Genomic DNA, 18,412 nt, shown 5'->3' with positions numbered 1-18,412 from the left:
CACCCCCGCACCCCCGCACCCCCGCACTGCGAAGAGCGAGCCCCCCGCTCAGCCGCCCGCCGGGACCGCCGTGCGGTGGTGTTTCGGCGTCTCGATCTCGTCGAGGATCTCCACGGCCAGCCGTTCGCGGTCGATCTCCATCGGCGGCATCAGCAGCAGCCAGTCGATCTCCGGCCCGGCGCCGCGCAGCAGTTCCAGCTCAGCCGCCCGCGCCAGTGAGAACTCCCGGCCCTCCGCCGGGAAGCCGGGAGTGTCCAGCAGCATCACCCCCGGCGCGGCCTCCCGCGTCGAGACCACACCGACCACCAGCAGGCGCGTCGCTCCCACCCCCGTGAGGAGCGCCCGCGCCGCCGCCGGGTACAGCTGGTCCGCGGGCGTCAGCGGTGTGTAGACGGAGCCGACGACCACGTCGTGGTCCGCGGCGACCGCCGCCACGCCGTCCGGGTCCGTGACGTCACCGGCGACAAGCGTCACCCCGGCCCCGGCCAGGTCCGCGTACTTCGCCGGATCCCGCACCACGGCCGTCACCCGGTGCCCGCGGCCGACCGCCTGCGCCACCACCAGACGCCCCAACCGCCCACCCGCACCGAATACCGCGATCCTGCTCATAACGGCCTCCCCGTTGTTCGACTGCGGGGACCGTAACCGCCGACTTGCCGGTTACCGCAACGAAACCGGCTCTACGCTGGGACGGGTGACCACCGAGACCGTGCACACCGCGCAGGACGCGCAGACGTCCGGGCAGCCCACCCCCCTCCCGCCCCTGCGACGCGACATGTTCGCCCCGGAGTGCCCCAGTCGCGCCACCCCCTTCCGGGTCGGCGACAAGTGGGCCGGGATGATCATGATGTGTCTGGAGGACGGCCCGCGCCGCTTCTCCGAACTCAGGGTTCCGCTGCACGCCATCACCCCGAAGGTGCTCACCGAATCCCTGCGCGCCCTGGAGCGCGACGGCATCGTCACCCGCACCGCGTACGACGAGAACCCGCCCCGCGTCGAGTACGAGCTGACCGACCTCGGACGTACTCTTTTCGGTCCGATCGCGGCCACTTGCGACTGGGCCAGGGAGCACCTGTCCGATGTACTGCGGGCGCGCGAGGCATACGAGGGGCGCTTTGTCGACTCGGCGCGGCGCTCTTCCCGCCAGGCGTGACGTAAGGGACGCTCGCAGGTACGGCATCTGTTGGGGAGGCGCACAGTGGTGGACGCAGACCAGACCATCGTCATCGTCGGAGCGGGACTGGCCGGCGCCAAGGCGGCGGAGACCCTCCGGTCGGAGGGCTTCACCGGGCGGGTGATCCTGATCGGCGACGAACGCGAGCACCCGTACGAGCGGCCACCCCTGTCCAAGGGCTTTCTGATCGGCAGCGCGGAACGCGACTCGGTCTTTGTCCAGCAGACGGCCTGGTACGCCGAGCACGACATCGAGCTGCACCTGGGCCAGCCCGTCGTGCACCTCGACCCCGCGGCGAAGACCGTGCGGCTTGGGGACGGCACCGTCCTCCCGTACGACAAGCTGCTGCTCGCCACCGGCGCCGAGCCGCGCCGGCTGGACATCCCCGGCACCGAGCTGGCCGGCGTCCACCACCTGCGACGGCTGTCGCACGCGGAGCGCCTCAAGCACGTGCTGACCTCGCTCGGCCGCGAGAACGGCCACCTCGTCATCGCCGGCGCGGGCTGGATCGGCCTGGAGGTCGCCGCCGCCGCGCGCGGCTACGGCGCCGAGGTCACCATCGTGGAGCCCGAGCCGACACCGCTGTACTCGGTGCTCGGTCCCGAGCTCGGCGGGGTCTTCGCCGATCTGCACCGCGAGCACGGCGTCCGGTTCCACTTCGGTGCGAAGCTCGCCGAGATCACCGGCCACGACGGCATGGTGCTGGCCGCCCTCACCGACGACGGCGAGGAGCACCCCGCCCACGACGTGCTGGCCGCGATCGGCGCCGCCCCGCGCACCGCGCTCGCCGAGGCCGCCGGGCTGACCCTGGCCGAGCGGTCGGCGGGCGGCGGCATCGCGGTGGACGCGTCGCTGCGCACCTCGGACCCGCACATCTACGCGGCCGGCGACGTCGCCAACATCGAGCACCCGCTCTCGGGCGGCCGGCTGCGCGTCGAGCACTGGGCGAACGCCCTCAACAGCGGCCCGGCCGCCGCCCGCGCCATGCTCGGCCGGGACGTCAGCTACGACCGGGTCCCGTACTTCTTCTCCGACCAGTACGACCTGGGCATGGAGTTCTCCGGCCATGCCGCGCCGGGCAGCTACGACCAGGTGGTGTGCCGGGGTGACATCGGCAAGCGCGAGTTCATCGCGTTCTGGCTCAGCGAGGGACGCGTGCTCGCCGGTATGAACGTCAACGTCTGGGACGTCACCGACCCGATCCAGCAGCTGATCCGCTCCGGCCGCGGTGTGGACCCCGACCGGCTCTCCGATCCCACCGTGCCGCTAGCCTCCTTCGTGGATTGACCGAAGGACAGACCAGCGGAGGAACACGCCATGCGGACGGCCGTCGTACCCGTCGAGGAGATCTTCGAGCTGCGCTGGGCGGTGCTGCGCACCGGCTTGCCCCGCGAGACCGCGATCTACCCGGAGGACTCGCGGGAGTCCACCTTCCACGTCGCGGCCTACGACGACGAGGGCGCGGTCCAGGCGTGCGTCACGTTCTTCCCTGACACGCTGCCCGGCGAGGACGTCGCCGCCTACCGGTTCCGCGGCATGGGCAGCGGCCCCGAGGTGCGCGGTGCGGGGTACGGCGCCGCCGTCCTGCGGGCCGGGGCTCGCCGAGGCCACGGTCCGCGGCGCCGAGCTGGTGTGGTGCAACGGCCGTACGTCCGCCCAGGGCTTCTACGAACACCTCGGGTTCACCGCGACGGGCGAGGAGTTCATCGTCGAGCCGAGCGGACCGCACTTCATCTTCTTGATCAAGACGTCGGCCGCCTGATCACGAGGACCCGCTCGTGATCAGGCGGCCGGTCGTGCCCGGTCGCCCGGATCAGCTCGACAGGTAGAAGGCCAGCAGCCCGGAGGCGTCCATGTCGAGCGCCGGCTCGGAACTCTGCCAGGACCGGACGTCGTCGACATAGCGACTTCCGTGGCCGGTGAAGGAACCGAACGGATCCGCGCCGCCGGCCGGGCACTTGCGCATGTCGTCCAGGTAGTCGCCCAGCCCGTCGGCGAACTGCGCGGTCCCGTTGGGCCCGTTGACGATGGCGCCGGTGTCCACCGCCCCCTTGCCGTCCAGGCTCCCGGCGAGGTTACCGAGCTGGCCCGCGGTGCACTTGGGGTACGTGCTGCCCGAGCCGACCATGAAGGACGTGCCCCAGGCGTTGGCGCCGAGCAGCCAGTCGAGCTGCTGGACGGCGAACCGGTCGACGGACGTGTCGCCGGTCAGACCCTTGTACAGGCGCGCGGTGGCCGCGAGGCCGAGGGTGTGCGAGTCGGCGTCGAAGTCGTTGTAGACGGCGCCGGCGTGGAACGGGTCCTTGGCGGCGCGGGTCTGCCCCGAGGCGATCTGCGCCTTGACGTTCGCGACCAGCGTGTCGTACGAGACCGGCAGGCCGGACGGGTTCCCCGCGGCCTTGATGGCGCGCGCCAGGTCGATGTACGCCAGCGCGCTGGTGTCGTACATGTTGAGCGTGTCACCGGTCGTGCCGTACGCCTTCGCCCAGGTGGCCGACTGCTGGAGCCAGCCGGCGGCGCGGGAGTCGCCCAGCTTCTGCGCGGCCAGCGCCAGCTCGGCGCCGCCGAACGCCAGGTCGTCCTGCCAGCTCTCCTCGGGGTAGTACGCGTACGGGACGGTCGTGACGAGCTTGCCGGGGTGGGTGTTCGCGAGGGCGTAGACCTGCGCCGCCGCCGCCAGGTACCCCTTGGCCTTGGCAGGGTCCGAGGCGGCGTAGCGCTGCGCGCCGAGCGCGAAGTCGGCGGCGAGCCGGCCCGCCTGGTTGGGGCTGAGCTGGGAGCCGGGGGCGCCGGCCCGGAACACCGGGCGGTTGCGCAGGAACGGGTTGGCGGTGTCGGCGTCGTCTTTCTGCGGCAGCCGCCAGGTGTCGTGGTCTCCGACGACGCTGCCGTTGTCGGTGCCGGATCCGAGTCCGACCTGGATGTAGAGGGTCTTGGTGTCGCCGTCCCACATCTTGTCGAGCCAGTCCAGGCCGTGCTGCGCCTCGGCGCCGAGCGCGGACGTGGGGGAGGCGCCGGTCTCGCGGGCCGCGATCTGCAGCGTGGCGGCGGCGTAGCTCGTGGTCTCGGTGAACTTCAGGTAGTCGCCCGCGTCGAACCAGCCGCCCTCGGCGTCCACGGTGCCGCCGAGCTTGGTGGGGGCCTTCGCGATGGTGTCGCCGTCGGCGCTGGTGAACTTCGGCCAGTCGTAGACGGCCGCGTGCGTGTCGTTGAGGTGGGACGGCTGGCGCTTCAGCGATCCGGGGATGACGTCGCGGCCGTCGCGCTGGGCCTGGAAGAAGGTGGTGGCGTCGGCGGCGGGCTTGCCGAAGACGTCCTTCGCGCTGCCGATGGTGAAGGTGGGCGAGGCGCCGGTGGCCGCGCCGCTGACCACCAGGTGGTAGCTGCCCGCGGTCTTCACGGAGCTGAAGTCGATCAGGTAGACGGCCGGGTAGGCGGTGTTCCAGCTGCCCGCGCTGGTGCCGGTCTTCCCGGAGGCGGCGGTCGCGCCGTCGCTGTCGAGCAGCTTCCAGGTCGCGCCCGAGACGGCACCCTTCGCCAGCAGAAACGCCTCCTTGGCGCTGCTGCCCTCGTAGCCGACCTGGTTGACCCTGACCTGCCCGGTGGTGGCGGCGTCCGCGGTACCCGCGCCGCCACTGAGCAGGGCCGCGACGACGGCGGCGGTGGCCGTGGTCGCACCTGCCGCCAGGCCGAGTCCGCGTCGTCGACTGTGCTTGTGGGGCATGCGCCCACCTCTCCGTCGGTGCCGAACCGCATTAGTAAAGATTCTTAACAATTGGGGAAGCTAGTGGGTGGTCGCGGCGGAGGTCAAGGGTCTGTCGCACCTGGGCCTTAGACTTCACGGGTGGCAGGCAGGATCAAGGATGAGGACGTCAAGGCGGTCCGGGACGCGGTCCCGATCGACGCCGTCATCTCGGAGTACCTGCAGCTCAAGAGCGCGGGCGGGGGAAACCTCAAGGGGCTCTGCCCCTTTCATGACGAAAAGTCCCCGTCGTTCCAGGTGAGCCCTTCGAAGGGGCTCTTCTACTGCTTCGGCTGCCAAGAGGGCGGCGACACGCTCGACTTCGTCATGAAGCTCGACCACCTCTCCTTCTCCGAGGCCGTCGAGCGGCTGGCCGCCAAGACCGGCATCGTGCTGCGGTACGACGAGGGCGGGTACAACCCGGGCCGCCAGCAGGGCGAGAAGATCCGCCTCATCGAGGCGCACAAGATCGCCGCGCAGTTCTTCGTCGAGCAGCTCGGCAGCCCCGAGGCCGAGATCGGCCGTACGTTCCTCCGCGAGCGCGGCTTCGACCAGGCCGCCGCCGAGCACTTCGGCGTCGGCTACGCGCCCGCCGGCTGGGACCATCTGATCCGCTTCCTGCGCGGCAAGGGCTTCACGGACAAGGAGCTCCTCACGTCCGGGCTCGCCAGCGAGGGCCGCCGAGGGGCGATCGACCGCTTCCGCGGCCGGCTGATCTGGCCGATCCGCGACATCACCGGAGACGTGATCGGCTTCGGCGCCCGCAAGCTCCGCGAGGACGACAACGGGCCCAAGTACCTGAACACCCCCGAGACGCCGCTCTATAAGAAGTCCCATGTCCTGTACGGCATCGACCTCGCCAAGAAGGAGATCGCCAAGACCGGCAAGGCCGTCGTCGTCGAGGGGTACACCGACGTCATGGCCTGCCATCTCGCGGGCGTCACGACCGCCATCGCCACCTGCGGCACCGCCTTCGCCGAGGACCACATCAAGATCCTCCGCCGGCTGCTGATGGACAACTCCAGCTCGCACGTCGTCTTCACCTTCGACGGCGACGCGGCCGGCCAGCGGGCCGCGCTGCGCGCCTTCGAGGACGACCAGAAGTTCGCCGCCCGCACCTCCATCGCGATCAGCCCCGGCGGTATGGACCCCTGCGAGCTGCGGCTCGCCGACGGTGACGCGGCCGTGCGCAACCTCGTCGAGAACTCCTCGCCGCTCTTCGAGTTCGCCATCCACAGCGCCGTCGCCCGGCACAACACCGACACCGCCGAGGGCCGCGCCGCCGCGCTGGAGGAAGCCGCACCGATCGTCGCCGGGATCAAGGACGGTTCCATCCAGCACGAGTACGCGGTGTCGCTCGCCTCCAAGCTCGGCATCCTGGACGAGCAGTTCGTCGTCCGCCGGGTCTCCCAGCTCGCCCGCTGGGCCCGCGACCGCGGCCAGCGCGGCGGCCAGGACCCGCGCCGCGACCGCCAGCAGGGGCAAGGGCAGGGGCAGGGCCCAGGTCGCGGTCAGGGTTCCGGCCCTTCCGGTGCGTCCGGTCAGGGCGCGGGCCGCCCGCAGCCGCCGCGCGGGCCGCGGCTGGACCTGCGCAGCCCCGCCCACCGGGTGGAGCGCGAACTGCTCAAGCTCGCCCTCCAGCACCCGCACCTGGTCTCCCCGGCCTTCGACGCCTACGGCGAGGACGAGTTCACCGCCCCGCCCTACGCCACCGTCCGGCGCGCCATCGCCGAAGCCGGCGGCACCGAGAAGGCGGACGACGGATACCTCGCCCGCGTCCGCGAGGTCGCCCCGGACGACACCGTCCGGGGCCTCGTCACCGAGCTGGCCGTCGAGGCCACCCACACCCGGCGGGCCCCCGACGAGGTCTACGCGGGCATGCAGCTCGTCGCCGTCCGGCTGCAGGCCGTCGAGCGGCGTATCGGCGAAGTCCGCGCCAATCTCACCCGGCTCGGCCCGCGAGCGGGCGCGGAGGAGATCGGCGCCGTCCAGAGCGAGCTGTGGGCGCTGCAGCAGTACGGCCAGCGGCTGCGAGAACAGGGCACGGCGGCGCTGTAATTCCCCCAGCTAACGCTGGGAGGTGCCCCCAAGCTAACGCTGGGAGGTGCCGCCGAGCTGAGGCTGGGAGGTGCCGCCGAGCTGAGGCTGGGGGTGCCCCCGAGCTAGCGCTGGGAGGTGCCGCCGAGCTAACGCCGGGAGGTGCCCCCGAGCTAACGCTGGGAGGTGCCCCCGAGCCAAGGCTGGGAGTTCCCCCCAGCTAACGCTGGGAGGTGCCGCCGAGCCAAGGGCTGGGAGTTCCCCCCAGCTCACGCTGGAGGTGCTTCGGGGCGGCGGCCCGCGGGCCGGGTTCCGATCCGGTGACGGAACGAACGCCCTCCGTGACATTGGCCCGAAAAATCCACCGCACGCCCCTCGTAGCGGGGGTGTGTCGTGCGACACACTGAGGGCGGTGCCTGAGTCCTCGGAGCGCGGAATACCGGATTCTGCAAACAGAGATGCGACCGGTGATCCGCATACGGCGAACTCCCGGGCGGACAGCGGCCAGGCCGCGACCGTCCCGATGCCGCGTGTCTCCGAGCCCGTGACTGTGCTCACCATGGAGGTCGCGCCCGTGCAGACCCACACCCTGACGACCGTGGCCGAGGTGGTCCTGTCGGTTGCCGACGCCGAGCCGAGGGAACGGGAGAGGGTCCCGGAGCAGAACCACGCCGCCACCCACGCGGAAGCGGAGGACCTCCCGGAAGCGGAAGCCGAACCGGCGTTGTCGGAGCTCGTGGGGCCCCCGGACACCGCCGATCCCGACCTCGGCGGACCCCGTTCCCGCGAGCGCCGCGCGCCCTCCGCGGCCACCGCCCGCGAACCCCGCCCCGAGGACCCAGACGAGGAGGCCGACCAACGGGAGCGCCGGTCGCGCGAGGAGTCGGCCGGCCCGTCCGCGGACCTCTTCCGGCAGTACCTGCGCGAGATCGGCCGCATACCGCTGCTCACCGCCGTTGAGGAGGTCGAACTGGCCCGCCGGGTCGAAGCCGGCCTGTTCGCCGAGGAGAAACTGAACAACTTCCCGGACCTGGACTCCCAGCTCGCCGTCGACCTGGACCGGCTGGTGGTCAACGGCCGGATGGCCAAACGGCGGCTGATCGAGGCCAACCTGCGGCTCGTCGTCTCGGTCGCCAAGCGGTACGTCGGGCGCGGTCTGACCATGCTCGACCTCGTCCAGGAGGGCAACCTCGGCCTGATCCGCGCCGTCGAGAAGTTCGACTACGCCCGCGGCTACAAGTTCTCCACGTACGCGACCTGGTGGATCCGCCAGGCCATGAGCCGCGCCCTGGCCGACCAGGCCCCGCACCATCCGCGTCCCCGTGCACGTCGTCGAACTCATCAACCGCGTCGTCCGCGTCCAGCGCCGCCTGCTGCAGGAACACGGCTACGAGCCGAGCACCGAAGAGGTCGCCGCCCACCTCGAACTCACCGAGGAGCGCGTCACGGAAGTCCTCCGCCTCGCCCAGGAACCGGTCTCCCTGCACGCCCCGGTCGGCGAGGAGGACGACGTCGCCCTCGGCGACCTCATCGAGGACGGCGACGCCACATCCCCCGTCGAATCCGCCGCCTTCCTGCTGCTGCGCGAACACCTCGAGGCGGTGCTCTCCACCCTCGGCGAACGCGAACGCAAGGTCGTCCAACTCCGCTACGGCCTCGCCGACGGCCGCCCCCGCACGCTGGAGGAGATCGGCCGCATCTTCGGCGTGACCCGCGAACGCATCCGCCAGATCGAGTCCAAAACCCTCAACAAACTCCGCGACCACGCCTTCGCCGACCAACTCCGCGGCTACCTGGACTGATATCGGTGGGCCGTTTGGTCAACGGCCGTCCGGTCAGCGCACGATGGTCTGGATCTCCCGCACCTGGACGTTCTTCGCGTCTTGAGCGTGCCATCCGGCAGTTTTCCGCCGACCCCGTCGCTGCCCTTCCATTCGATGCGCCACGTGATGGACGCATTGATCGGAAGAGTGGCTCCCGGCTGGGTCATGCGCTGATACAGGACACCGCAGGACGGATTTCCAGGGGATCCCACGGTGTAGGCCGTACCGATATTTCCACTTGCGTCGATGGGGCAGTCGCCCGAAGCGGAAACTGCGCCGCATCCGGGGTTCCGGGATCCAGGTGGAGCGCCACGGGAGTAGCGGTCGTGGTCTCCGTAGACGGACTACGGAGCGGTCAGGGCGAGCGCCGTGGCCAGGTGAGGGCGGCGGCCGTGGAACGAGTGGCGCGGGTCACGAGGTAAATCCCCCGAGCGGTGCGCGGACAGAACACAAGGGTCCAACGCTACCCGTGCGCCCGGAGCACGGACAGACGGACCTCGCCCGTCTCGATCGGAGCACTCAACTCAGCCTGGTCCTCCCGTGATTCGCCGGCCGGATCGTTGTGGCCCTCAGCCCTCCGACTTGGACCAGTAGATGGAGAGGTCGATGAAGGTCGGCTTCTCATGGTCGAAGGAGTAGAGCAGCGAGGCGTCGAGGGCCGGTGCGCCCGGCGAGTGCTCGGCGGCGGACATTCCCGTGGTGGAGTTGATTTCCTCGTGGCCGGCGGCGCGGCCACCGGTGCGCTGCTGGTACCACCGTTCCAGATTGGTCGTGGGCATCTTCAGTTCCGCGGCCAGCGCCTTGGCCGCCCCGTACACGTCGTCCGTGCTCATATTCGGATAGATGATGTCGATGGAGTTGATGCGTCCGGTGTCCGAATCCGCGTCGAGGCGCAGCATGTGCTTCCCCGTCAGATGCACTCCGCCCTGCAGCGTGATGTCGTATTCGGTTTCCGGGATCTCCCATGTGCTCTTGCTCTTGCCCGACCAGTTCACATCCGACTTGGTGTGGCTCTTGCTCAGATCCCACTTCACGGAACTCATGGAACCGGACTCCTCCGAGGTATTGCAGGCGGATCCCAGCAAAAGGATGGAAAGGGCCGCCAGGACGGGCAGGTGACGGATGGGTCGCAACACGGTGGATCAGCCCTCGCTCTCAAGGGTGATGCGGCGGAACTCCTTGGCACGCTGGGCCAGCGGCAGGGCGATGAGGCGTTTGGCCTCGCCGGGGTCGTCGCGGAGCAGACGCTGGTAGGCGGGCAGCATGTCGCCGCTGATCCAATCCCAGCGGTCGTCCGTGTTGGTGACCTGGTTGAACGGGTAGCCGACGAATCCGTGCGAGTACGACTTGAAGCTCTTGCTTCCCGGAATGGGGGACGACGTCATGTTGTCCAACTCCGATGCGAAGAGGTAGCCGACCGGGCCATCGTGGTGGTAGACCTCCGAATAGTACGGTGGCAGGATCTTCTTCTGTTCGCGCATGAGCAGAGACTTGTTTCCGTCGGCTATCCGCTGCGGGTCTCCCGAGTCGATGCCCTGCCAAGCGTCGACGGACCGTGCGTCGATCTGGCCCGCCTGCTTCAGGGCGTTGATGGCGTCCATTCCGCCGTCGAGGTACGCGGCGTGCTGGGCTCCCATGTCCAGGAAGATCTGCTTCTGCATCTCGAGGAACTTGTTGTTGAACCACTTCGCTTCGTCGACGCCCAGGCCCATGAAGGGGGACAGGAGTCCGGCCTCGTCGTGGTGGTTGATCACCACATCGAGGTCCTGCATGCCCGCGTAGACCGTTCCGCCGGCGAGCTTGGCCATCCCGGCCCACTGCAGATTCGGATTCTGCTGCCACATGCGTGCGTACCAGGCGTAGACCTTCTGGACGTTCTCGTCGTTCGGTCCCAGGCCCTTCGACGGATCCCACGTCGTGGGGTCGACGCCCGCGGCGATCATCGCCTTCGCCGTGTAGAAGTCCGTGACCGTCGGGACGCCGGGCTGCCCCTGCAACTCCCAGATGGGATGTTCCGGGTGGCCGCCCGTCTCGTCGAGCAGGGCAAGCACCGCGTCGGATATCTGGACCAGGCCGGTCTTGTCGTGCTCCATGATCTTGGCGAGGTCGCGTCGGCGCCGGAGGCCGGAGAGCTGGTCCTGTGCCCAGTTGCCCAGCAGGATCAGCTCGTTCAGGGCCGTCTGCTCGATCCCGTACCGGGCGAACCTCCCCTTGATGGACGCGGCCATCGTCACCAGCGTGTTCGAGTCCTTCTCCAGAGAACTGATCATCCCGTTGAGTGTGTCCGGATCTATGCCCGAGAACTCGCCCATACTTTCCCCCGTTTGTGACCGTAACCAGGCGTACCAGTCGCCCCGTTGACCGTAGTGCGCCTCAGCTGATCTTGCAGCAAATTCGGCCGCGCCCGGGCCGCAGGGTCACCGCGGCAGGGCGCCGGATGCGGGCGTAGCGGGGCGGGGTGGGGCGTAGCGGGGCGGGGCTTCGCACGGGGCCGCTTCCGTACCTGCTCCGCCGCGGCGAGCATTCCGGCCGCCGGACGGGCGGTGAGGCGGTAGCAGGCCAAACAGCCGGACGTTCGGGCGGCCAGGCGGTCAGAACGTTTCTGCTCCAACAGGCCAGGGTGGGGCGGGTGGGACTCGAACCCACGACCGACGGATTATGAGTCCTTTGGGGATCTTGGCGGCCCTTGCATTACGCTAAGTTTGGATGTTTTCCCAGCTCAGAGTGCATGTCGCGTGCTGATGCTCTGTCGCCTTTGTCAGTCTGTTCCTATCCTTGCGTCCCCAATGAGTCCCCTCGGGGACGGGCGGAGTGGTCCGGGGACGATCGCGACAGCTCGGAGCGGGTAGTCGAACTTCCCCGCAGCGGATTTCCCTTCCAACGCGCAGAGGCTCCGCCCCTGAACCGGAGCGGAGCCTCTGTGGCCATTCATGCAGGCCAGACGTCGTGTCGCGAGCCTACCCGGCTGGCCTGCCTATTCCAGGGTGAGCGGCGTGGCACTGCGAGGCTGCCTGCTCCGTCGACGTGCCGTGCACAGGATGAACCCACCGTCGGAGCCCCGCCTCGTGCCGGTCGAAGGGAAGCTTCACAGGCGCGGTATTAGAGCACCGCGACCAGAACTGCGGCCAGCCCGAAGACACTGGCCAGCCCGAAGCATGCGATCGCGGCGAAACGATGAACGCGGGTGTAGTTCTTCTCGTCCTCCACCACCACGGCGCTGCGCGGACTGCCCTTCCAGTAGGCGACCTCTACTCCGTCGCCGGCCTCGAACCTTGGTGCACCGTACCCCGTGACCTCAAACCGTCGTCTCCTGCCGTCCGGAGTGGAGAACGAACACCAGGCGGAGGCGTTACCTTCGTCCCAAGTGACGTAGTCGCACACGCCGGGCGCACGCTCGCCGTGAGTTATGAGGTCACGAACCCCCCTCGCCTTACTGGCCGGGCTCAAGCCCAGCAGACCAAAGAAGACGGCAAAAACTAACCAGATGCCCATCGGTCCCCCCGTGTCGGCTCCATTCTCCACGGGCGTAGCTCCCATGGAAGCAGAAGCTGATCTGGTCGTACGCAGAGAGTCCTCAAGCCCTGACGGCAAACTTCGGGGCTTCCCTGTCGGCCTTCCGGAGTTTGGTGTAGCGGCTCTGACGGGCTACGGCTCCGGTGTCCTTGCTCATGACACCCTGGTAGTGGCGCGGCGTCGCCGCGCCGGGTTGGTGTCAGGCGCGGATGTCGCGCTGTTGTAGGTCTTTGAGGATGCCGGCCACGGTGGCGAAGTCGTTGTCCACATGGAGCACGGTGTGGCCGTGGTGGACCGCGGTTGCGCAGACCAGTAGGTCGATCGGGCCGGCGGAGCGGTGCCGGCTGCGCTGGGTGAGTTTGTACTGGGCAGTGTCCACCCAGCGCCAACCGTTCTTCGGTACAGCCGAGAGTGGGCACAACGCGTCCAGTTCCTCGGCCAGTTCGTCCCGGTGGGACGGGCTCGTGGCCGAGTACAGGAACTCAGTCCGCGTGGGTTCACAGACGCGGAACACCCCGGCGGCAATGTGCCCCTCCCAGGGGCGCAGCGCCCCCGGGGTGCGGAACAGATGCCACAACGCAGAGGTGTCGAGGAGATAGGAGATCACTCGAAGGCCGCCCGCCGGGCCTGCTTGACGGCGTCCTGTGCGGCAGCAGCTTGCTCGAACTCACCACGCGCCCCCCGCGCGGCCAGCTTTTCGGCGGCCTCCAGTCGCTTGACCCGGTCCACGTAGTCGCGCAGTGCCGCGTTGACCGTCTCCTTCTTCGTCGTGACGCCCATCAACCGCATGGCCTCGGCCAGCGCCTCGTCGTCGAGATCAATCTGGGTGACCGACACAGCCCACCATCTCCCTGATGTTGATGTATGCACTTACGATACATCACCAACATTGGGGGCCTCGAAAAACGGGACGTCCCCCGTCGTCAATGGCGATGGGCCCAGTGATTCATGGCGCGACCATCGGACCGACGGGGCGTTCGACGCGGGTAAGCCAGGGGGAGTTTGGCCTTGATGAGTCAGTTGCAGTCTGCCTTGCCCGAACCGTATTTCAGGCCATTCGACTCATGTCCGACCAGGTCGGATATCGGCGTCCCCAATGTGTCCCCATGATCATGAAGCCATGATCCAAGAGGGCCGCCAGGATCCCCAAGCCAATCGCTCTGCCAGCAAAGTTACTGGTCAGAACGTTCTGCTCCAGCAGGCCAGGGTGGGGCGGGTGGGACTCGAACCCATGACCGACGGATTATGAGTCCTTTGGGGATCTTGGCGGCCCTTGATCATGCGTGCCGATTCTTGACGTTTCCGCAGGCCAGATGCAGTGGTCCATGTCGCCCCTATCCGGCCTTTGCCTGTCTCTTCCTGTCCTTGCGTCCCGCCCGCGTCCCGAATGCGTCCCGCTTTGTTGGGCACGGCCTACGCGGGGCCGATCGCGCAAGCTCGGGACGGGGTCTGGAGCCCGCCCGCAGCGGATTGTCCTTCCAATGCGCAGAGGCTCCGCCCCGGTTGCTGGGGGGAGCCTCGTGGCCAAGCGGTGGTCGAGATGGAAGGGAGGTCCTGGTGGGCCACCAGTGCTTTCCGGTTGCCCACCAGGACCTGTTGCTGCGGTTAGTGGCTAGCTGTGGGTGTTGAAGAAGTGGACGTCGTTGTTGGTCCAGGTGCCGGTGGGGGTGGAGGTCCAGGTGCTGGGGGTCATGGCGTTGAAGGTGCCGCTGTTGTCGCTTTTGGCGGTCCAGGTGAGCATGCGGGAGTAGCCGGTGCCGTAGGCGTACATCACGCCCAGGTCGTCGCGTCCGTCGCCGTTGTAGTCGCCGGCGACCATTTGGGGCATGGACGCGTAGTAGAAGTTGCCCGCTGCGCTGGACCAGGCGGAGTAGGGGGCCTGGAAGGTACCGGTGGTGGTGCCGAGGCTGACGAAGGTGTTGAGGCTGTCGTGGCCGTCGGAGTAGTCGTACCAGGCGGCGATGTCATCGGTGCCGTCCCCGTTGAAGTCACCGGCTTGGATGTGGGCCTGGTTCCACGATCCCCAGACGGTGCTGGTCCAGGAGGTGGCGGTGTAGTCGAAGCCGCCGGTGGGGTTGGCGAGGAAGGTGTGGAGTTTGACGGTGTTCATGTCGCCGTAGCCGTAGAAGACGGCGAGGTCGTCGCGTCCGTCGCCGTTGTAGTCGCCGATGGCGAACTTTGCTTGCTTGACTTCCCAGTTGCCGGCGGAGGTGGTCCAGGAGGGGAATGGTTCGTTGAAGCCGCCGGCGGGGGTGGCGGTGAAGGTGAACAGGGTGTCGTGGCCGTCGGTGTAGTCGTACCAGACGGCGAGGTCGTCGCGTCCGTCGCCGTTGAAGTCGCCGGATTGCAGATACATCTGGCTGAACCACCAGCTGCCGGCGGGTCGGGACCAGGAGGCGGCGGGGGTGGTGAAGGTGCCGTCGGCTCTGCCGGTGGCGGTGAACAGCCGCACGCTGCCGTTGCTGTAGCCGTAGAGGATGGCGACGTCGCTGATGCCGTCGCCGTTGTAGTCGCCGGTGGCGTACTTCATGTTGGCTGCCCAGGCGCTGCCGGCGGGTGCGGTGTAGCCCTTGAAGGGGGCGGCGAAGGTGCCGTCGGCGTTGGCGTTGAAGGAGTACAGCTCGTAGCTGCCGTCGGGGTGGCTGTACAGGGCGCCCATGTCGCTGCGGCCGTCACTGTTGTAGTCGTGGCGGACGTTGGTGCCGCTGGACCACAGGGACTGGCTTTTGGCGTTGTAGAGGGCCAGGGCGCCGCGGTTCTGCAGGAGGGCGTAGCCGTTGAGGGTGGGGGTGGGGGTGTTGGGGTTGGCGGTGGTGGGGCCTTGGACGTGGGTGGACCACAGGCGTTTGCCCGCGGCGCCGGTGGTGTCGTTCTGGCAGTCGTTGCGCTCCGCGATGGTTGCGGCGGGGGCGCAGATGGCGAGGTTGCCGTCGCTGTCGACCAGGGCCTTGGCGTCGGGGTGGCCGGGTTTGCCGGCCGACCAGATGGTCCTGGCCGGGTTGGTGCCGGTGCTGATGGTCAGGACGCCGTCGTTCAGGGCGAGCTTGGAGGAGTGGGCGCTGAGGGACTGGCCGTTGTTGAGGGTGGTGCCGGCGGGTAGGCGGACGCCGCCGGTGACGCCGTCGATGACGGTGACGGTGCCGAAGGAGTCCAGGATTTTTCCACCGGGGGCGCTGGGTGTGCCGGGCCAGGTGTCCAGGGACCCGCCGTCTTTGCCGGCCTTGCGTGCCCACAGGTCGGTGACGCCGTCGCCGTTGGTGTCGCCGGAGGAACTGATCAGCGGGTAGGCGTCCTTGGTGGCCAGAGCCTTGATGAGGAGTTTGGCCTTGCTGACACTCCAACTGGCGGTGTCCAGGTGCGGCGTGGCGTAGACCTGCCCGTCGTTGAGGGCGGTGCCGTAGATCGCCAGGATGTCGCCGTTGTCGTCCTTGCGCACCAACAGGTCGGGGAGGTTGTCGCCGTTGACGTCGCCAGGGGTGATGACGGTGTAACCGTTCCAGTCGGCGCTGCCGAGCGCGACCGGGGACTTCTTGAGGGATCCGGTGCTTCCGGTGTAGGCCCATAGGACACCGGATTCCTTGACCAGCAGGTCGGAACGGAGATCCGCCGTGATGTCGCCAGGGGTGGCGATCTGATCGGCCTTGGCCCAGTGGCTGTTGGCTTCGGATTTGGAGGAAAAGGTGAGTTGCTGGCGCCCGCCGTCGACCCCCTCTTCGGTGGCCACGCCCAGTCCGCTGTTGGGTGTCAGCCACAGGACCTTCGGCTTGGGTGACAAGGCGCTGTTCTGGTCGGGTTCGAGGCTGATGAGGTCGTTGTAGCCGTCTGTGCCCCAGTCACCGCGGGAGGCCACCTGGCTGTCGGCGGCGAAGGTGCGGCCGCTGGAGACGGTGTTGGAGAACTGGCCGTTGCCCTGGCCGAAGGAGGACAGCAGTGTGCCGTTGCCGTCGGCGCTCCAGATGTCGTTCTTGCCGTCGCCGTTGAGGTCGTTGGGGCTGTCCTTGCCGTCGGGACTGGCGTTGGCGTAGAAGAGGTAGGTGGCGGTGTCGGAGCGGTTGCCGGCTCCGTCGAGGCTGAACGCGTAGATGAGGTGGGGCCCGTAGTTGGGTGGTGTGAAGCTCAGATTTGTGGCGTCAGCGCCGGGGGCGACGTGTTCCTGGCGTACCTGCGGCTCCCAGTCGGTCCACCAGTTGTACTCCTTCACGTCCGTCACCCCGCTGGCGCCCAACGTCAGGGAACCGGGAGTTCGGGCCTGGTGGGTGGTGTTGTAGTCCCAGCCGGCGTCACCGTTGGGAAATTCGGTGGAGGACATGGTGGGAGGGCTCGCCGGACGCTCTCGTTTGACGGTGAACTTGCATTTGGCTGTCCAGGGTGAGGAGGCGCCTTGCTGGTCGGTGCTCTTCACCTGCCACTCGTAGGAGCCGCTGACCAAGGTGGTATCCGGGACGCTCCAGGTGACGGTGTTGTGCTTGAGGGCGGACTTGGTGTTCGTCGCCAGGGGGGTGCTGGCGCCGGCGGCGAAGAGCTGGAAGGTGGTGGTGAGGTTACCGGCGTCCTCGTCATCGACGTACGCGAGCAGGCTGATACGGGTATTACCGATGGGATCACCGCCCGTGCATGGGCGGTGCGGGTTGGTGTCGAGCTTGGTAGGCAACTTGGGCGGGTGGTTGTACTTCGTTTCCAAGGTCGCGGTCTTGGGGTCGAACTTCTTCCACTGGAAGGTGTCGGTCAGGCTCGGCGCGTACAGGCCCAAGGTGACGTCCTCCCCACGGCCGGAGGCGTCCAGCACCGCACGGGTGGCGTCAAACTCCAGGTTGTCCGCAGGGCACCCGGGGCCCCAGCCCTTGGCGGCGGTGACGGTGAACTGCGGGCTGCCACCCTTCTTGGTGGGCGGGTTCTCCCAGGTGGTGTTCTTGGAGATCCCGTCGACCTGCCACAGCTCCACCGGTGACTTCGTGCACGACCAGGACCACGTGTTCTTGATCCGGAACGTCGAGGCGATCACACCGGCACCCTTGAGGCCGGAGGTCTCCATGGCGAAGAACGACGCGGACGTGCCGTTGGTGTCGCTCTCGTGGCCGACACGGGCGACGTCGTTGGCGTTCCAGTAGGAGTTCTTCGGCCACCGGTTGTAGATCCGGGTCCAGTCGTTGAGTTTGCCCCATGCCCGGGTGAACTGCGGGTCGATGTAGACCGGGTACTGCGTGTCAGCGGCCTTGAGCAACGGCTGGTCGGGGGTGATGTTGAGAGTGCCACCGGCAACGGTGGTGGGCATCAGCGCATCCTTCGCGCCTGGTGCCGGCTCGAAGAGATCACCGGGAGCCGGCTCGGCTTGCGCGGCGGCCCGCAGGCCCTTGGCGGCGGGGGCCTGGCTGGTGACGGAGGTGGAGTCCCACATGGTGGCCGCGGGGCTGCTGAACAGGGTCTGCCCTGCGGAGTCGACAGCGGTCACGGTGCCGGTGGCGGCATCGGCCGCCACGCTCAGACCCGTGGTGTCGATCTTGTAGTTGAGGGTTGCCAGGGCCGGGTTCTTCGCGGCCTCGGGCGTCTTGACCACCAGGACCTGGGAGAAGCCTTCGACTTCGGCCTTGAGCCGAAGGTCGACGCCTGGTAGCACCTCGGGATAGGTCGCGATGTTGTCGAGCAGCGTCGGCTTGGGCAGCGCGGTCGGCCACGAGAGGCTCAGCGTGCGACCGTCCTTGACCGTCGACACCAGCGGCATCGTACCCCCGCCGGAGAAGATCGCCGCGACCGTCGACACCTTCGGCACCACCCGGCCATCGGCCGCGAACACCAACTTCGGATCCGTGTCCACCCACGCACCGTCCCGCCACAACCGCACCGGCGAACCATGGGTGATGGTCGAGAACGTGCCATCAGGATTCGCCCACTGATCGGACTCCTCACTGCGCGCGGAGACCACCTCAACCTGCTTACCCGTGGTCTGCGCCTGCTGCAGCGCCTGATCCTCTGCAGAGATTGCCCCAGCGGCCACCGGATCGACGACTCCGGCCGTCTGCGGCGCGGCAACTGCCGTGACCGGCACCAGGGCACCGGTCAGTCCGAAGCTGCCGGCCACCACGAGGGCAACCGCCCGCGAATGAGGCCAACGTCTCGACGGCCTGC

The 18,412-nt window shown here is 68.4% G+C and carries 12 protein-coding genes and 1 pseudogene; 5 read left to right on the top strand and 8 right to left on the bottom strand.

Features of this window, described 5'->3' with window-relative positions; all coding sequences use genetic code 11:
- Positions 1–48 precede the first annotated feature (48 nt).
- Positions 49–609: an NAD(P)H-binding protein gene (locus M2266_RS11590; protein ID WP_277438124.1), complete on the bottom strand. Its 561-nt coding sequence runs from the start codon at positions 607–609 to the stop codon at positions 49–51.
- 166 nt (positions 610–775) lie between these two features.
- On the opposite strand from M2266_RS11590, the gene M2266_RS11585 reads away from it, so the two are divergent.
- From M2266_RS11585 to M2266_RS11575, 3 genes are read left to right on the top strand one after another with little or no spacing between them, the layout of a single operon-like run.
- Entirely contained in the window at positions 776–1,153 is a 378-nt protein-coding gene (locus tag M2266_RS11585) for a helix-turn-helix domain-containing protein (RefSeq protein WP_277441158.1), read from the top strand.
- Between the two features lie 45 nt (positions 1,154–1,198).
- Positions 1,199–2,461 (top strand): FAD-dependent oxidoreductase, encoded by a 1,263-nt coding sequence (locus tag M2266_RS11580; RefSeq protein ID WP_277438123.1) that lies wholly within the window; start codon positions 1,199–1,201, stop codon positions 2,459–2,461.
- Positions 2,462–2,491: 30 nt separating this feature from the next.
- Positions 2,492–2,956 carry a hypothetical protein gene (locus M2266_RS11575; RefSeq protein WP_277438122.1) on the top strand — a complete coding sequence of 155 codons (465 nt, stop codon included), beginning with the start codon at positions 2,492–2,494 and terminating at the stop codon, positions 2,954–2,956.
- Positions 2,957–2,987: 31 nt separating this feature from the next.
- On the opposite strand, the gene M2266_RS11570 is transcribed toward M2266_RS11575, so the two are convergent.
- Positions 2,988–4,898 carry a glycoside hydrolase family 9 protein gene (locus tag M2266_RS11570; RefSeq protein WP_277438121.1) on the bottom strand — a complete coding sequence of 637 codons (1,911 nt, stop codon included), beginning with the start codon at positions 4,896–4,898 and terminating at the stop codon, positions 2,988–2,990.
- Between the two features lie 120 nt (positions 4,899–5,018).
- Here M2266_RS11570 and dnaG point away from each other — a divergent pair, with 120 nt between their 5' ends.
- Together dnaG and M2266_RS11560 are read left to right on the top strand one after the other, a co-directional pair.
- The gene (gene dnaG / locus M2266_RS11565) at positions 5,019–6,974 is read left to right on the top strand and encodes a DNA primase (RefSeq protein WP_277438120.1); all 1,956 of its coding nucleotides are present in this window, start codon (positions 5,019–5,021) and stop codon (positions 6,972–6,974) included.
- Positions 6,975–7,365: 391 nt separating this feature from the next.
- Positions 7,366–8,755, top strand: a pseudogene (locus M2266_RS11560) (RNA polymerase sigma factor).
- Positions 8,756–9,345: 590 nt separating this feature from the next.
- On the opposite strand, the gene M2266_RS11555 reads toward M2266_RS11560, so the two are convergent.
- The 6 genes from M2266_RS11555 to M2266_RS11530 form a co-directional block, all read right to left on the bottom strand.
- Entirely contained in the window at positions 9,346–9,819 is a 474-nt protein-coding gene (locus M2266_RS11555; protein WP_277438119.1) for a hypothetical protein, read from the bottom strand.
- A 99-nt stretch (positions 9,820–9,918) separates the two neighbouring features.
- Positions 9,919–11,046 carry a hypothetical protein gene (locus M2266_RS11550; RefSeq protein WP_277438118.1) on the bottom strand — a complete coding sequence of 376 codons (1,128 nt, stop codon included), beginning with the start codon at positions 11,044–11,046 and terminating at the stop codon, positions 9,919–9,921.
- A gap of 829 nt (positions 11,047–11,875) precedes the next feature.
- The gene (locus tag M2266_RS11545) at positions 11,876–12,298 is read right to left on the bottom strand and encodes a hypothetical protein (RefSeq protein WP_277438117.1); all 423 of its coding nucleotides are present in this window, start codon (positions 12,296–12,298) and stop codon (positions 11,876–11,878) included.
- 190 nt (positions 12,299–12,488) lie between these two features.
- Positions 12,489–12,896 carry a PIN domain nuclease gene (locus M2266_RS11540; protein ID WP_277438116.1) on the bottom strand — a complete coding sequence of 136 codons (408 nt, stop codon included), beginning with the start codon at positions 12,894–12,896 and terminating at the stop codon, positions 12,489–12,491.
- Complete coding sequence (locus tag M2266_RS11535) at positions 12,893–13,126, bottom strand: type II toxin-antitoxin system VapB family antitoxin (RefSeq protein WP_277438115.1); 234 nt, start codon at positions 13,124–13,126, stop codon at positions 12,893–12,895. The genes M2266_RS11540 and M2266_RS11535 overlap by 4 nt, the downstream gene beginning before the upstream one ends.
- A 775-nt stretch (positions 13,127–13,901) precedes the next feature.
- Complete coding sequence (locus tag M2266_RS11530) at positions 13,902–18,368, bottom strand: FG-GAP-like repeat-containing protein (RefSeq protein WP_277438114.1); 4,467 nt, start codon at positions 18,366–18,368, stop codon at positions 13,902–13,904.
- Between the last annotated feature and the right edge of the window lie 44 nt (positions 18,369–18,412).

This window comes from Streptomyces sp. SPB162 (genome assembly GCF_029504575.1).
In the GTDB taxonomy this organism is placed as follows: Bacteria; Actinomycetota; Actinomycetes; order Streptomycetales; family Streptomycetaceae; genus Actinacidiphila.
Note: the sequence above shows the minus strand (reverse complement) of the source record. Positions and strands in the feature narration are given on the sequence as shown.

Bases quoted from the DNA above. Each gene is read 5' to 3' on its own strand.
- M2266_RS11590 (WP_277438124.1), bottom strand. From the start codon at position 609: ATGAGCAGGATCGCGGTATTCGGTGCGGGTGGGCGGTTGGGGCGTCTG.
- M2266_RS11585 (WP_277441158.1), top strand. From the start codon at position 776: ATGTTCGCCCCGGAGTGCCCCAGTCGCGCCACCCCCTTCCGGGTCGGC.
- M2266_RS11575 (WP_277438122.1), top strand. From the start codon at position 2,492: ATGCGGACGGCCGTCGTACCCGTCGAGGAGATCTTCGAGCTGCGCTGG.
- M2266_RS11570 (WP_277438121.1), bottom strand. From the start codon at position 4,898: ATGCCCCACAAGCACAGTCGACGACGCGGACTCGGCCTGGCGGCAGGT.
- M2266_RS11555 (WP_277438119.1), bottom strand. From the start codon at position 9,819: ATGAGTTCCGTGAAGTGGGATCTGAGCAAGAGCCACACCAAGTCGGAT.
- M2266_RS11550 (WP_277438118.1), bottom strand. From the start codon at position 11,046: ATGATCAGTTCTCTGGAGAAGGACTCGAACACGCTGGTGACGATGGCC.